Here is a 15,898-nt window from a genome sequence, read left to right as displayed (position 1 = left end):
GTCTTGCGGGCGGGAGGGCAGCACTCACGGCGAGCCGTGCAACTGCCGCGCGATCATGCAGGGACGACGAGCGGGATCGGTGGCTCACGTCGCATGTGGCGCTCCATCATCATCCGATACGCGGCTTCGATACCAGATCGGTACCGCTCCATATCGAACAATGGTGCATTCGTCCTTGCCTGGTGTAGATGCTCCCCTTGGCGCTGGAGCTCAATGGGATCTGCGGCCAACTCGATGGCCCTCGTCGCATACGCTTCGAGAGTGGGCATCACCATCTCCGGCAACCCGACGGCATGGAGCAGGCTGGCGGCAACTCGGCTGGCAAACGTTGTTCCGAGGCATGTGAGCAAGGGGAGGCCCGCCCAGAGCGCGTCGCTCCCCGTGGTGTGCGCATTGCAAGGAAACGTGTCCAGGAACAAATCCGCCAGCGCATGCCGGCTGAGGTGATCAGGCAGGGGTTGCCGTGGCGCAAAAACAAGGCGCTCAGGCGAAATGCCGAGATTCAACGCTTCCTGCCGCAGGCGAGGTTCTGTCCGGCTGTCCGGCCTGTACAGCCATAGAACGCTGTCGGGGACCGCATGGAGAACTCGCATCCAGACCGCAAAGACGGCTGGGGTGATCTTGTAGGTGTTGTTGAAGCAACAGAAGACGAATCCGTTTGCAGGAAGGCCGGCTGCATTTCTGGCACTTGCCTTGTCACCCTGCATGGGCGCGATCGAACGCAAGGCCGGGGCGTTCGGTTGATAGCAATGGGGCAGGGATACGAACTTCTCGGCATAGAAAGGCGCATGCTCCGGCGGCGTAACGATGGCATCGCCCACGATGTAGTCGATGGATGTGGTCCCCATGCTTGCGGGATAGCCCAAGTAGTTGACCTGCACGGGTGCGGCGCGCTCGGCGAATATGCGTGGGCGGCAGTTTTGTGTGTAGCCTTTCAAGTCGATCGCTATGTCGATTTCCAGCTTGCGGGACAACGCGCAAACAGCGCTATCCGACTCCTGGGAGACGTCGAGAAAATGATCTATCGACTGCGTCAGACGCTTGGTCATGTCATCTGGAGCGGACGGTCCGAAGGAAAAAAGAAACACCTCGAACTTCGAGTTGTCATGCTTTTCAAGAAGCTCGGCGATCAGCAACGTGGTCGCGTGCGCATGAAAGTCCGCAGAAAAATACCCCAGACGAATCCTTTCGTGGCGGCTGCGTTCGGGCAGCGGCGAAGGCTCGGCATCTGGGAAAAAATGCGCCATGAACGTCGCTCCCGCCCGTCGGATCACTTCAAGGTCATCGCATCCAACCGCCATGACAAACGGGGATGCGGCTGGTTCTCCCCGCATGACCGCTTCGCAAAGACGAGCCTTGGCGCTGTCGAAGTCGTGCCAGCGCACCAATTGCGCCATCGCAAGGAAACGGTCTCCCGCGGCGTAGGCTGGCACCGGATCGCAGTCAAGGGCCTTTTCAAGATGAAGGAGCGCTTCATCATGCCGATTCCCTACGATGAGCGAGCGCGCGGCAAGAAAGTGGTCTTCCCCGCAACTTCGCGGCGATTGCGCGCCGAGGGCGATCACGCGTTCAAACGCTTGCGCGGCCTCTAACGAGTTCCCCATCCCAAGAAGCACGTGGCCGTGCGCTCTCCAGGCGTCCACCGATGATGCGTGACGAGCGATTGCCTTGTTGCTTTCGGCCAAGGCATCCTGATGCAAATGCAAGCCGCATAGCGCGTAAATGCGCCTGCACTGGGCATCGGGATCATCGCTCGACCTTGCCAGCACGGCATCAAAATCGATCAGCGCTTCGGCATGCTTTCCTTTCTCGAACAGCGCCACACCTCGGTTGTAATGCGTGTCGATGGAAGTCGGGCAAATTGCCAATGCGCGGTCATAGCACTGCATTGCCCGCTCGAAGTGGCCCTGCCGATTGAGAGCATTCGCGAGATTTGTAAGAACGTCATGCGCGCCAGGGTCCAGCCGCAGCGCCACTTGATAAGCCTCTATCGCTTCTTCATGGCGCTTCAGTCCGTGCAAGGCATTGCCGCGGGTTGCATGCGTGTTTGAAATTCGCGGTTCGATGGCAATCGCGAGATCGGCGTATCGCAACGCGTCGTCGAGATGACTTCGCTGAATGCCCAAGATGCCGAGCATCCCAAGGCTCTGGTGATGGCGCGGTGCGCGGCGCAGGATTTCCTGATAGCCGGCTTCCGCTTGATCCAGCATGCCCTCCTGGTGAATGCGCAACATCGCGTCGAATTCACGATCGATTTCTTTGGTCGCACTCTCCATCGAATCTCCCTGAATGGTTGCACGCGCCTAGAGCGGCGCTCACCCGATTCTCCCTCCCCTTTTGCGCCACTGAGACGGTGCACTTTTCCACAGATCGGGCCCATCAATTGTCAAATATCGTCGCGCCCGCTCTGAGGCAGAACGCCTCGCTCTATATTGCCGACGCAAACGTTCGATCGGTTCAATTGCATACATTGATGACGCCCTTATCGAGGGCCCGTCCCTGCACGCAAATTGTTCAGATCAAAGTCTGTGACGCATTCTGGGCTCCTTCGCACGGAGGTCCTTGGATATCCTACAAAAAACATCAACGGGGCTCCGATACAGGTTCCCCAAGGGAGAAAGTTTTGAATTTATCGCTTACCAAAATCGCGGCCGTGATCGCCTTTACGTGCGCGCTGCCGGGTGCTTGGGCCCAAGGTGCAGGCGCCGTCGTGGTCGACGGCGCTGGAACGGCGGTCTATGGTTCGACCGGTACGACATTGGACCCTTCGACCGGTAGCCCGGTGTTCGGCGCCATCGCCAGTTCTGCCACGGGGCTCTCGGCGCTCACGCTTACGCCCACGGCGGCGCAGACCGTCGTGACCGACGGCACGAACGCCTCGGCCGTGACGCAAACGCCGACGAGTTTCGACGCGACGGCGGCGGGTTCCGGCGTTTTTCTGGGGCCAGTCGGCGCCAGCCTGTTGCGCACCAATGCCACTTCGACCGTGAATTCCGGCTACGTCGCAGTCGACAACGCCGCTGCGGGTGGCACATTCGAAACCGGCACTGGCCGTCAATACAACGGAACCCGCACATTGTTTGGCCCGGGCCTGGACACGACGCAGACGGGTTCTTTCGATGCGAGCAGCAATCTGGCTACGGGGTTGCTGACCGATGGGATCGCCGGCACCAACACGCTACTGGGAAGCACCTCGACAAATGGCATCGTCAATGCAGGGAATATCGCGACGACGACACTGAACGTCAGCGGGGCCACTACCACCAACGGAATCGCGAACACGGGCCATATCGCAACGACGTCGTTGTCCGCAACTGGCGATGTGGCCGTGGGCGGTACGCTCACCGTGTCCGGCGCCAGTACCACCAACGGAATCGTGAACACGGGCCACATCGCAACGACGTCGTTGTCCACAAGTGGCAATGCCACCGTGGGCGGCACACTCGCGGTATCTGGCGCCGCGACGACCAACGGCATTGACAACAGCAACCAGAAAATCACTGGCGTTGCGCCTGGCACCGTCAGCAGTTCGAGCACGGACGCGGTCAATGGTAGCCAGCTTTACCAGGTGAGTTCCGCCCAGGCGACGGCGAACGCCAATCAGGCCGCGATCAACAACAATCAGGCGTCGATCAACGCCAATCAAGCCAACATCAACGCTGTGCAGTCACTGACGAACCAGCAGATGCAGACCCAGATGGCCAGCAACCGCAAGATTTCGAGCGGCGGCATCGCCTCGGCGACTGCTACAGCATCAATGCCCGCTCTTCAGCGCGAGCAAAAGTTCGGAATGGGAATGGGCGTGGGCAATTACGACGGCCAATCGGCCCTCGCCATCGGTGTGGCTGCGCGTGTCTCCGAACAGCTGCAGTTGAAATTCACTGTGGGCACGAGCGGCGGCGGCAAGACGACCGTAGGCGCGGGCGGTATGTACGCCTGGTAGGCGGTCAAGGGATTTCCTGCTCGCCCGAGGCGCGGAACCAAGGCATTCTTACGAGCGCATGGTTTCATGCAGTGGCGAACGCCCATTCGACAAATGGATCGTGCACTCTACATGCACTACTTCTGATCGGGCCATGATCGGCTTGCTCGCGATTCTCGGTCACCCCTCGCTCGCTCTCAGCCGCAGCGCATTGGTGATGACGGACGCCGAACTCAGGCTCATCGCCAGGGCCGCGATCATCGGCGACAGCAGCCATCCCGTGAATGGGTACAGCACGCCGGCGGCAAGGGGGACGCCGAGTGCGTTGTAGATGAACGCGAAGCCCAGGTTCTGCTTCATGTTGGCAATGGTCTGCTCGGAGACGATACGTGCCTGCGCGATGCCGCGCAGGTCGCCCTTGACCAGCGTGACCTGCGCGCTGGTCATGGCCACGTCGGTGCCGGTGCCCATTGCCACGCCCACGTCGGCCTTGGCGAGCGCGGGTGCGTCGTTGATGCCGTCTCCGGCCATGGCGACGATGCGTCCTTCGCGCTGCAGCTTGTCCACCAACGCCAGCTTGTCGGCTGGCTTGACTTCGCCGTGCACCTCGTCGATGCCCAGCCGGGCGGCAACAGCGCGGGCTGTGGTCAGTCCGTCGCCGGTGGCCATGATCACGCGCATGCCCGAAGCTTTCAGCGCCTGCAGTGCTTCCATGGTGGTGGACTTGACCGGATCGGACACGGCGAGCAGGCCCGCCAGCCGGCCATCCGCAGCGAGGAACATCACGCTGGCCCCTTCGGCGCGCAGGGCTTCGGCCTGCGGCTTGAGATCGCCGACCGCGATGCCCAGCTGATCCATGAGCGCGGTGTTGCCCAGTGCCAGCTTCCTGCCGCCGACGCTGCCGCTCACGCCGATGCCGCTGGCTGATTCGAACTCCTCCGCGGCAGCCAGCGCAAGGTTGCGCTCGCGCGCCGCCTGGACGATGGCATGGGCCAGCGGATGCTCGCTTCCCTGGTCCAGGCTTGCCGCGAGGCGCAGCACTTCGTCCTCGGTGAAGCCGGGCAGGGCCGCCGCGCGTTCGAAGCGCGGCTTGCCCTCGGTCAGCGTACCGGTCTTGTCGACGATGAGCGCGTCGACCTTGCGGAAGTTCTCGATGGCGGCCGCATCACGAAACAGAACGCCCTGCGTGGCCGCCTTGCCGGTGGCGACCATGATGGACATCGGCGTGGCCAGGCCCAGGGCACAGGGGCAGGCGATGATGAGCACCGCCACGGCATTGATGAGCCCGTGGGTCCAGCTCGGAGCCGGCCCGAAGAAGCCCCATGCAAAGAAGGTCAGGAGCGCGATGCCGATAACGGTCATGACGAAGTAGCCGGCCACCCGGTCGGCCATGCGCTGCATCGGCGCCCTGGAGCGCTGAGCCTGCACCACCATCTGCACGATGCTTGCGAGCACCGTTTGCGAGCCGACCTTCTCCGACTGCATCACCAGCGACCCGCTGGCGTTCAGCGTCGCACCGATGAGCTTGTCGCCGACCCGCTTGGTGACCGGCAGCGGTTCGCCCGTGAGCATGGATTCGTCGACGGAGCTGGCGCCCTCGACCACCACGCCGTCCACCGGCACCTTCTCGCCGGGCCTGACGCGCAGTCTGTCGCCGACATGCACATGCGCGATGGGAACGTCTTCTTCGGCGCCGTCGGCACCGATGCGCCGTGCCGTCTTTGGGGCCAGCCCCAGCAGCGACTTGATGGCCGCCGAGGTTTGCGAACGCGCCTTGAGTTCGAGAATCTGGCCGAGCAGAGTGAGCGAGATGATCACCGCGGCGGCCTCGAAGTACACCGCCACGCGGCCCATCGACATGAACGACTCGGGAAACACGCGCGGCGCCGCGGTGGCCGCCACGCTGTAGAGGAAGGCGGCGGCGGTGCCCAGGCCGATAAGCGTCCACATGTTCGGACTGCGGTTCACCGCGGATTGCACCGCGCGCTCGAAGAAGGGCCACCCGGCCCACAGCACCACGGGAACGGCCAGAACCAGTTCGATCCAGCTCTGCGTCGCCATCTCGAACCATTGCAGGCGGTGTCCCGCCATGGCGAGCACGGTGACCGCGATGGTGAGCGGCAGGGTCCAGATGAAGCGCCGCTTGAAGTCGCGCAGTTCGGGGTCCTCGCCCTCCTCGAGCGTCGGCATCACGGGTTCCAGCGTCATGCCGCACTTGGGGCAGTTGCCGGGGTGGTCCTGCCGGATTTCCGGATGCATCGGGCAGGTGTAGATGGTGCCAGGCGATCCAGCTGTCTCGGCCGGCGCTCCACTCGTCGCGGCATGCCGGTGCAAGGCGTGATGGCCTTGATGATTCATGGAGACTCCTTCCTTCGATGAAGTGAGTTCCAGTGTCGGGCTTGACACGGTGGCAAGGTCAAGCGGCGCGCGGCTGTTGCCGTCGCCTCGGTGTGTCTTCTCAGACGGCGGAAGTGGCCGCGGCGCTCGAAGCGCTGCCCAGCAAGCCCGGCGGCGCGGTGACGATGGATGTGAGCGCGGGCTCGGCCACGCGCAAGGCCGCCAGGTCGGGCCGCGGGCGACGCAGCTCCGCGCTGGTGGCAAAGGCGCCTTCCATCGCATGCGCCGCGCCCAGCACCTGGTGGTCGGTCCGGAAGCCGCCGACGATCTGCAGCCCGAAGGGCATGCCCGCATGGTCGACGCCGCAGGGCAGCGCCAGCGCCGGATGCGTGGTCAGGGTGACGACATACGTCAGCGCGAGCCAGCGGTAGTAGTTGGCCTGCTTCTCGCCGTTGATGGTGTCCGCGTAGAGCTGCGTCCACGGGAACGGCGACACCGGCGTGGTTGGCGAAAGAATCAGGTCGTAGTCGGCAAAGGTGGCTTGAAAGCGCTTGATGAGCCGGGTCTGTTCGGCTTGCGCCCAGGCGCTGTCGAGCAGGCTCATCTGCGCGCCCATCTCGTAGTTGGCGCGCGAGTTGGGCCCCAGGCTGGCGGGGTCTTTCTCGTAGGCCGCATGCATACCGGCCACGAAGGCTTCGGCACGCAACACATCGAAGCAGCGGTGCGCTTCACCCAGGTCCAGCTCGATCTTGTCGCAGCGCTTGAAGAGGTGCCGCATGGTGTCGATCTTGCGGCGCATCGTGGCGCGGATGCCGTCGTCCACGGCGCAGACGCCGAAGTCTTCGGTCCACGCCACCCTAAGCCTGCTCAGGTCGACGTCGGCCGGTTTCAGGAAAGACAGCGGGTCCAGCGGATAGCTCAGCGGATCGCCGGCGTGCATGCCCGCGGAGGCCGCCATCTGCAGGCAGGCGTCTTCCACGGTGCGCCCCATGGGGCCGACGACGGAGATGGGTGTCCAGCCGAGAAGCTTTCGCACGCTGGGTACGATGCCCGGCGAAGGCCGAAAGCCCACCACACCGCATTTGGCGGCCGGAATCCGCAGCGAACCGCCGGTGTCGGAGCCGGTGCACACGGGCAGCATGTCGCACGCCAGCGCCGCCGCGGAGCCGCCGGAGGAGCCGCCGGCATTCAGGTTCGGGTTGAACGGGTTGCCGGTGGCGCCCCACACGTCGTTGCGCGAGTTGGCGCCGGCGCCCATTTCGGGAACGTTGGTCTTGCCCGCCACGATGGCGCCGGCCCTGCGAAGACGGGCCACCAGTTCGATGTCTTCCTGCGGCACGTGGTCGCGGAAGATCGCGGAGCCCCAGGTGGTGAGCAGGCCTTCTGTGGGCTCCAGGTCTTTCACGCCGAGCGGGAGACCGTGCAGCAGGCCCAGCCTATCGCCGCGCATAACGGCCGCTTCGGCCGCCTTGGCTTCGGTCCTGGCGCGGTCGAAGCAGGTCGCGGTCACCGCATTGACGAAGGGGTTCACCCGCTCGATTTGCGCGATGCAGGCCTGCAGCAGATCGACCGGCGACACTGCCTTGCTGCCGATGAGGCGCCGCAGTTCGACCGCGGATTTTTCGACCAATTCGTTGTGAGTGCTCATGTCGGTTGTTGTTTCATCAGGCCCAGTCCAGTGCCCCCGCGGAACGGGCTTTGCCCGGCCGCCGGGTGCGCCCCCCAGTGGGGGGGAGGCGCCGAAGGCGCTTCGGAGGGCGTCCACATCTAGTCGGAGGTGATGTTGGCGCGTGCGGCAATGGCGCGCATCAAGGGCAGTTCCTTGCTGATCAGTTCACTCACGGCCGCTCCATTGCTGTAGGCCGGCTCCAGGCCCTGCGCGGTCAGCTTGGCCCGGGTGTCGGCGTCGGCGATGGTTGCGGCCAGCGCCTTCTCGAGCTTGGCCTTCACATCGGCAGGCAGGCCTTTTGGCGCAGACACCACCAGCCAGCTGTCCATGTTGATGTCGGGGTAGCCGCTTTCGGCCAAGGTGGGCACGTCGGGCAACAGGGTGGAGCGCTTGGCCGTGGTCACCGCAATGGCCTTGATCTTGCCGCTCTTGAGCTGGGGAATGGCGGCGCTCACCGTGTCGATGCTGAACGGAACCTGGCCGCCCATCAGGTCCGTCATGGCCGGGGCGCTGCCCTTGTAGGGAACGTGCGTCATCTTGAGGCCGGCGGTGTGGAGGATGGTTTCTCCCGCGAACTGGGACGTGGTGCCGGTGCCGTACGAGGCGTACGAATATTTGCCGGGCGATGCCTTCACGTAGTCGACGAACTCCTTGACCGTCTTCACCGGCACCTCGCTGTTCGCGAGCAGGATCAGGCCGACGCGTCCGACCAGGCCGATCTGGTCGAAGCCCTTCACCGGATCGTAGGGAAGATTCGATCGGATGGCCGGGTTAACGGTGAACGTGGTGCCCGAGCTGACCAGCAGCGTGTAGCCGTCCGGCGCGGCCTTGGAAACGTAGCTCGCCCCGATCACCGTGCCGGCGCCGGCGCGGTTCTCGATGATCACGGGCTGCCCCAGTTCCTTGCCCAGGCGCTGTGCGATCACGCGCCCGTTCACGTCCGTGGCGCCGCCGGGCGGAAAGGGAATCACCAGGGTGACCGGACGCGAGGGAAATGCGGTTTCCGCGGCGACCGCTGCCAGGGACGACAGTGCCAGGCAGGACATCAGCACCATGCGGGCAAAAGCGGGAAAGCGTTTCATGAAGAGTTCTCCTGAGGGGGCGGGACGCTGCAATAAAAGGCGGGACTGCGAAAGCGCGAAGCGGGGAGCAGTCTCATCCTAGGAGGCGCAAGGCGCTGCCACAAGCGCAATGTTTAGAATTGTGGATTGCTGTTTCGGCAATCGACGCGCTGCGGTTTTCAGCAACGATCGCGAAGGAGCTTCCATGTCGCTTCACGCCCTTCAGGAGACTGCGGTCCGGTACTTTCTGGAAGTCGTGCGAACCGGCTCGGTGAAAGAGGCTGCGACCAAGCTCAACGTGGCTCCGTCCGCGGTGAGCCGGCAGGTGGCGCGCCTGGAGCGCGAGCTCGACACTTTGCTGTTCGACCGGCACGCTCGGGGCATGGTGCCCAACGCGGCCGGCGAGCTGCTGGCCGCGCATGCCAAGCGGGTGCAGCAGGACATCGAGCGGGTCGCGAGCGACATCGAGGGCTTGCGCGGCCTGCGCAGCGGGCGTGTGCGGGTGGCCAGCACCGAGGGCTTCGCGTTCGACTTCCTGCCCACGCTGATCTCGCGCTTTCGCAGCAAGCACGAGGGCATCCGTTTCCATCTGGAAGTCTGCTCGCCGAGCGAGATTCCAGGCCGCATTCGCGACGGCGACGCGGACGTCGGCATCACTTTGAGCGCGCTGCCCGAGCCGGGCATCAAGATCGAGCTGCGCCACCCGAGCCCGATCCTCGCGGTGATGGCCAACGACCACCCACTTGCGGCGCAGCGCCAGCTCTCCCTGCGCCAAGTGGTGGGCTACCCGCTAGGCCTGCCGCCGCAGGACAGCTCCATCCGCCAACTGCTCGACATCAGCTGCAGCCGGCAAGGGTTGCGCTACATGCAGGCCATGTCCAGCAACCATGCGAATGCACTGGTGAGTTTTGCCGCGGCGGGGCGCGGCATCATCGCGTTCTACGGTGAGCTGTCGATCCGAACGCAGCTGAAGTCCAAGGCGCTGGTCGCCATTCCGCTGAAAGACCGCGAGATGAACGAGCGTCACCTCGAAGTCGAGACACTGGCGGGCCGTTCGCTGCCCGATGCGGGAAAAGCCTTCGTGCGATACCTGACGGATGCCATCAAGGAAGCGGCCTGAAAACACCCGGGAAAGCGGTCTTTGCGGGACCGCAAAAGCGCTTGCGATCTTTGGAGGCACGCCGCGTGCGCTACACTCCGCGCCGCTTGCAGACGGCCTCAGCCGCTGCGCCGTCATTGGCAACATGACGAGAACAATCCAAAGGAAATTTTCAAGTGAACCGTATCGAACTGGTCGAAAAGATCGCCACCGCCCACACCGTCAGCAAGGCTGAAGCCGCACGCATCCTGGAAACCGTCACCGGCTCCATCATTGCCGCAGTGAAGAAGGGCGACCCCGTGCAGCTCATCGGCTTTGGCACCTTCAAGCAAGTGGCCCGTGCCGCGCGCACCGGCTTCAACCCCCAAGCCGGCGCGAAGATCAAGATCGCCGCGCAGAAGGTGCCCAAGTTCGTGCCGGGCGCAGCGTTCAAGGCCGCCATCGACCCCAAGGCTGCAAAGCGCAAGGCCGACAAGGCAGCAGCCAAGCCTGCCGCCAAGAAGGCAGCGCCGGCAAAGAAGGCCGCCGCTCCCGCCAAGAAGGCCAAGAAGTAAATCGCGCAACGCGCAAATTCGCGGCGGCTGCAAGGCGGCTGCGGAGATGACGGCCCTTCGGGGCCGTTTTCTTTTTCAGGACTTCAACTGAGAGTGCCCAGCCGCGCAAGGATCAGGTCGTGCAGCGTCTGGGCCGCCACCGACAGGCTCCCTTCCCGCCGCTGCACCAGGTAGATGGACCGCGTCAGGCCGGGCAGCGGCAGCGGCCGCGTCACCAAGGTGTCGCGCCGGAAGTGAAAAAGCGTGAGCTCCGGCACCACGCTGATGCCGATGCCCGCCTCCACCAGGCCCATCACCGTGGCCAGGTGCTCGACCTCGAACACCGCGTTCAGCCTGAGCGGGTGCAGGGCCGCATCGAGCGACTGGCGCACGCTGCTGTTGCGTGCCATCTGGACGAAGGGCCAGGGCGCGAGCTGCTTTGCCGTGAGCCTGCGTGCGCTGGCCAGCGGATGGTCTTTGCGGCACACAAGGTGAAAGCGGTCGTCGCAGAGCTTGCGCCCGCGCAGGTCGCTGGCCGCGGCCGCGCCGGCGCCCGTGGCCGCCAGCGCGAAGTCCGCCTGGTGGCTGCGAAGCTGGGCAATGCAGGCGTCCGACAGCGCGTCGTGCAGCTCGACCGTGATGCCGGGCCACCGGTGCATGAATTCCGCGAGGATGGCCGGCAGCCAACCGGCCGCGAGCGAGGGCAGCGCCGCCACGCTCACGCGGCCCTTGCGCCGCTGGGCGTGGTCGGCAAGGTCGCCGATCGCGCCTTGCATGTCGTCCAGCAAGCGCCGCGCCGAAGGCTCGAACAGCCGCCCTTCGGGCGTGAGCTGCACGCTGCGGGTGTCGCGGTCGAACAGGCGGGCGCCAAGCGTCTCTTCCAGCGTGCGGATCAGGGCGCTGAACGCGGGTTGCGACAGATGGCAGGTCTGTGCCGCGCGCGTGAAATTGCGCTGCTCGGCCAAGGCGGTGAACGCGCGCAACTGGCGGCTGGAAAGGTCGGGCGCTGGCATCGGTCTGAAATCTGTATGAAATGGTCCGCAGTTCCGGAATTTCGGCTCCCGGGCCCCGCGGATGGTAGTCCTGTGCCCTGCACGCAACGCGCTCTCGCGAACATCGACGGGCGGGATGCTGGAATCGTGGTCTTTTGTAAAAAAATTGTGACTTAAGGCGCAATTCGGCATCATGATCCGGGCCATGAAGTCCGGCGAAGCATCTTCTGCTGCTTGGCAACGCGTCGTGTGGATGACGCAGGTTGCCGCTCTTTTTCTGGCTTTCGCAGCGACAAACAGCGAGGCCCAGCAGGCCGCGTCCGCCCAAAGGCTGCGGATCGTGGGCGGCTTGGCGAGTGTGAGCCAGTACACGCTTCAGGAAGAGCCCTTCTGGAGCAAGGATCTGGCGCGATTGAGCGGCGGTAAATACAGCGCGAGCATTGTTCCGTTCAACCAGGCCGGCGTCCCCGGCCCGGAAATGCTCAATCTCATGCGGCTGGGTGTCATTCCTTTCGGGACGGCGCTGCTGACCCAGATCAGCAATGAGTACCCCGAACTGGGTACCCCGGACATCGCGGGCCTGAACCCCGACATGCCGACGTTGCGCCGGGTGATCGCCGCTTTCAGGCCTTATCTGGAAAAAACGCTGCGCGAGCGCCATGGCGTCGAGGTTCTTGCGGTGTACGTCTATCCGGCCCAGGTGATCTTCTGCAAGCAGCCCGTGAAGCAGCTCTCGGACATGGCGGGGCGGCGCATTCGCGTATCAGGCAGCACGCAGGCCGACTTCGTCCGGGCGTTGAAGGGGGTCCCGGTGTTCACCGAATTTTCCGAACTCATGGCCAACATGAGCTCGGAAAACACCGAATGCGCAATCACCGGAGCCATGTCCGGCAACACGCTGGGCCTGCACAAGATCACCAGTTCTCTCTACACAATGCCCATCAGCTGGGGCATCGCCGTGTTCGGCGCCAACACCGATGCATGGAACGCGCTTCCACCGGACTTGAAGCTCCTGTTGAAAAGCGAACTTCCGAAGCTCGAGTCCGCGGTTTGGGCCGAATCGGAGCGCGACACCGGCAACGGCATTGCATGCAATACAGGTGCTTCGACATGCGTAAAAGGCACCAAGGGCGCCATGGTGGAGGCACGCCCTTCGGCGGATGACGAGCGCCGCAGGCGCGACATCTTCGCCACGAGCGTATTGACGCGATGGGTGCAGCGGTGCGGGGCGGTGTGCGCGGAGGTCTGGAACCAGACCGCGGGCCCCGTGGTGGGCATCAAGGCACCCGTCGGACAGTGAACAAGCCGCTGCCCCGCCGCATCACCGCCTTCGTCTATGGGGTTGCGGCGCTGTTTCTCGGCGCCGTTCTGTCGATTGCCGCCCTGACGATGTGGCAGACCTACCAGAAGGCGATTGCCGAAAGCGAAATCGAGGCCAAGCGGTTCGTCGGCGCGTCGGAAGCCGCGCTCAACCGAAGCCTTCTGGCCGTGGACATGCTGCTCGCGGGCATGGGGCAGTTTCTGCGCAAATCCACTGAAGCCAACGTTGCGGCGGATATTGCGCAACCCGAGACCGCGCAATTGGTCGAGACCGTCGTACGCCAGAGCCTGCTGGTGCGGTACCTTGCATTCCTGAAGCCGGACGGTGCGGTCGTCGGGTCTTCCGATCGCCGGGGAGCCGGGCTGGCCGTACAGCTGCCCGACGGATTCCTGAAAGAGCTACTGAACAGGCCGGGTTCCCTGTTGGCGATCAGCGCGCCTTCGGTCAGCCTGGCGACATCGCAGCAGGTGCTGTACTTTGGGCGCGTGCTCCGGCTTGCCGATGGCAGCCGGCTGGTGGCTGTGGCCGAAGTGCAGGTGTCGATGCTCACCACCATTCTTGCGCAGGGCGCGAGTATCAAGGGGCTCGAGGTCACGCTGGAGCGCGAAGCGGGGCCGCTGCTGGCCAGCATGCCGCCGCGCGACGACCTTGCCGGCCGGTCCATCAGCCCCGCGGTGACGGACCAGATCAGCGACGGGAGTCCGCGGCGGATGCTTGCGCGGCTCAGCGGCACTCCCGCCATCGTCGTGGCTCGCCCCACGCTGCAACGGAACCTGCTGATCGTCGCGGGCATCCCGCTCACTTTTGCGCTGGAGGATTGGCGCAGGGAGCGCGATCTGATCCTGGGTACGGCGCTGGCCTTCACGCTGATGATTCTTGCCGTCAGCTACTTCGCCCATCTGCAGCTGCGCCGGCAATGGCGTGCCCGGGCCGACCTGCTTCGCTCCAAGGCCACGCTGGACCAGGCCCTCGAATCCATGGCGGACGGCTTCGTGCTGCTTGACCCCGATGGCCGCATCCTCACGTGGAACCGCCGCTTCGTGGACTATTTTCCCTGGACCGAGACATTGCTTTTGCCGCGGGCGACGTTCCAGGAGATCGACGACCAGAATGTGCGCCACTTGCAGGCACAAAACGAGCAGGAACTCGTCTTGCCGAATGGCCAGGTGATTCTTGCTGTGAAAAGTCCCACGCCGGACGGCGGACTGGTGTGCGTCTACCGCGACATCACCGAGAAGAGGCGCCATCTCGCGGACATCCTCGAAGGCAAGGCGCAGTTGCAGGCCACGCTCGACGCGTTGCCCGACGTGCTGCTCGAAGCCGGCATCGATGGCCGGTGCTACCACTTCCATTCGCCGCGCCGCCCGAGGTCCTCCATCAAGGTGCGAGAGCCGGTCGGCAAGCTGATGTCCGAACTGTTGCCGGCCAATGCCGCCGCCGAAGTGATGGTGGCGTTGCGCGACGCTTTCGAGTTCGGATTCTCGTCCGGCAGGCAATTCGAAAGCAGGGGCCCCAAAGGCGCGCTCTGGTTCGAGATTTCCGTTTCGCGCAAGCTGATCGGCGAAGGCATCGATGCGCGGTTCATCGTCATCCTGCGCAACATCACCGACAGCAAGCTGGCGGCGCGCGAGATCGAGCATCTCGCCTTCTACGACATCCTCACGGGCCTGCCCAATCGCCGGCTGCTGCTCCATCGGCTGCAAGCCAGCATCGACTCCAACACCCGGCGGTCGCGGCACGGGGCATTGCTGTTTCTCGACCTGGACGACTTCAAGACGCTCAACGATGCACTCGGGCACACCATCGGCGATGAGCTGCTGAAGCAGGTCGCCGTCCGGCTTCAGGGCTGCCTGGGCGAAGGCAGCACCGTTGCGCGGCTCGGCGGCGACGAATTCGTGGTGCTGCTCGAGAACCTCAGCGAAGACCCGGCCGTTGCCGCGATGCAGACCAATGCCAGCGGCGAGGCCATTCTCACGGGGCTGAACCAGTCGTTCCAGCTCGAGAACCACCAGTATCACAGCACGTGCAGCATCGGTGCCGTGGTCTTCAACGCCACGCATCAATCGCTGGAAGACCTGCTGAAGCAGGCGGACATCGCCATGTACTACGCCAAGTCGGCGGGCGGCGACGCGCTGCGGTTCTTCGAGGCCGCCATGCAGACGGCCATCACGGCCCGCGCGACGCTGGAGAGCGAACTGCATGCGGCGCTGGAAGGCAAGCAGTTCTTGCTGCACTACCAAAGCCAGGTCACGTCGGAAGGCCACATCGTGGCCGCCGAGGTGCTCATCCGCTGGCAGCATCCAGTGAAGGGATTGGTGAATCCCGGAGGCTTCATCGAGCTGGCCGAGGAAACCGGCCTGATCGTGCCGATCGGCATGTGGGTGCTCGAAACAGCGTGTGTGCAGCTCGAGCGCTGGAGCCATGACCCCAGGCGGCGGGACCTGCAGCTTGCCGTCAACGTCAGCGCGCGCCAGTTCCGAAGCGACGATTTCGTGGATCGAGTCTGCGAGGTGATCCGAAGAACCGGCGCCGACCCAACGAGGCTGAAGCTGGAGCTCACCGAAAGCCTGCTGCAGGACAAGGTGACCGAAACCATCGGCAAGATGCAGTCCCTCGCGGCCATGGGCATCCACTTTTCGATGGACGACTTCGGCACTGGGTATTCGTCGCTTTCCTACATGACGCAACTGCCGTTGAACCAGATCAAGGTCGACAAGTTCTTCGTGCAGAGCATCGGGGTCGATCCGAAGGTCGAACTGATCATCCAGGCCATCATCGGGATGGCACGCAACCTGGACCTCCAGATCGTGGCGGAGGGCGTCGAAACGCATCAGCAGTTCGAGTTTCTTCAGGCGCACGGGGCCATGCTGTGCCAGGGCTACCTGTTCAGCAGGCCGGTGCCGATCGAACAATTCGAAGCACAGCTGGACCTCGCGATGGCCGACTGAACGCATGCCGCGCTGA

General features: G+C 64.2%; 10 protein-coding genes. 5 read left to right on the top strand and 5 right to left on the bottom strand.

The window, feature by feature from the left end; genetic code table 11:
• Positions 1 to 53: 53 nt before the first annotated feature.
• Entirely contained in the window at positions 54 to 2,276 is a 2,223-nt protein-coding gene (locus BLR24_RS27230; RefSeq protein ID WP_093023283.1) for a tetratricopeptide repeat protein, read from the bottom strand.
• Between the two features lie 347 nt (positions 2,277 to 2,623).
• Here BLR24_RS27230 and BLR24_RS27225 point away from each other — a divergent pair, with 347 nt between their 5' ends.
• On the top strand, positions 2,624 to 3,943 hold the full coding sequence (locus BLR24_RS27225; protein WP_175543365.1) for a YadA-like family protein: 1,320 nt from the start codon (positions 2,624 to 2,626) through the stop codon (positions 3,941 to 3,943).
• A 159-nt stretch (positions 3,944 to 4,102) separates the two neighbouring features.
• Here the strand turns inward: BLR24_RS27225 and BLR24_RS27220 are convergent, their stop codons facing one another.
• The 3 genes from BLR24_RS27220 to BLR24_RS27210 form a co-directional block, all read right to left on the bottom strand.
• Positions 4,103 to 6,280, bottom strand: coding sequence for a copper-transporting P-type ATPase (locus BLR24_RS27220; protein ID WP_093023280.1), 2,178 nt, complete (start codon positions 6,278 to 6,280; stop codon positions 4,103 to 4,105).
• A 100-nt stretch (positions 6,281 to 6,380) separates the two neighbouring features.
• Positions 6,381 to 7,907: an amidase gene (locus BLR24_RS27215; RefSeq protein ID WP_093023279.1), complete on the bottom strand. Its 1,527-nt coding sequence runs from the start codon at positions 7,905 to 7,907 to the stop codon at positions 6,381 to 6,383.
• 119 nt (positions 7,908 to 8,026) lie between these two features.
• Positions 8,027 to 9,010 (bottom strand): Bug family tripartite tricarboxylate transporter substrate binding protein, encoded by a 984-nt coding sequence (locus BLR24_RS27210; RefSeq protein WP_093023277.1) that lies wholly within the window; start codon positions 9,008 to 9,010, stop codon positions 8,027 to 8,029.
• Positions 9,011 to 9,194: 184 nt separating this feature from the next.
• On the opposite strand from BLR24_RS27210, the gene BLR24_RS27205 reads away from it, so the two are divergent.
• Positions 9,195 to 10,109, top strand: a complete 915-nt coding sequence (locus BLR24_RS27205; protein WP_093023275.1) for a LysR family transcriptional regulator — start codon at positions 9,195 to 9,197, stop codon at positions 10,107 to 10,109.
• A gap of 155 nt (positions 10,110 to 10,264) precedes the next feature.
• Positions 10,265 to 10,642, top strand: coding sequence for an HU family DNA-binding protein (locus BLR24_RS27200; protein WP_093023274.1), 378 nt, complete (start codon positions 10,265 to 10,267; stop codon positions 10,640 to 10,642).
• Between the two features lie 83 nt (positions 10,643 to 10,725).
• Here the strand turns inward: BLR24_RS27200 and BLR24_RS27195 are convergent, their stop codons facing one another.
• The gene (locus BLR24_RS27195) at positions 10,726 to 11,634 is read right to left on the bottom strand and encodes a LysR family transcriptional regulator (RefSeq protein WP_093023272.1); all 909 of its coding nucleotides are present in this window, start codon (positions 11,632 to 11,634) and stop codon (positions 10,726 to 10,728) included.
• Between the two features lie 184 nt (positions 11,635 to 11,818).
• Here BLR24_RS27195 and BLR24_RS27190 point away from each other — a divergent pair, with 184 nt between their 5' ends.
• Positions 11,819 to 12,913 (top strand): TRAP transporter substrate-binding protein, encoded by a 1,095-nt coding sequence (locus tag BLR24_RS27190; RefSeq protein ID WP_254787610.1) that lies wholly within the window; start codon positions 11,819 to 11,821, stop codon positions 12,911 to 12,913.
• Positions 12,910 to 15,882, top strand: coding sequence for a bifunctional diguanylate cyclase/phosphodiesterase (locus BLR24_RS27185; RefSeq protein WP_093023267.1), 2,973 nt, complete (start codon positions 12,910 to 12,912; stop codon positions 15,880 to 15,882). Before BLR24_RS27190 ends, BLR24_RS27185 begins: the two co-directional genes overlap by 4 nt.
• Positions 15,883 to 15,898 lie beyond the last annotated feature (16 nt).

This window comes from Variovorax sp. OV700 (assembly GCF_900099805.1).
Lineage (GTDB): Bacteria > Pseudomonadota > Gammaproteobacteria > Burkholderiales > Burkholderiaceae_C > Variovorax.
The sequence above is the reverse complement of the archived record's forward strand: the minus strand, read 5'-3'. Positions and strand labels throughout refer to the sequence as shown.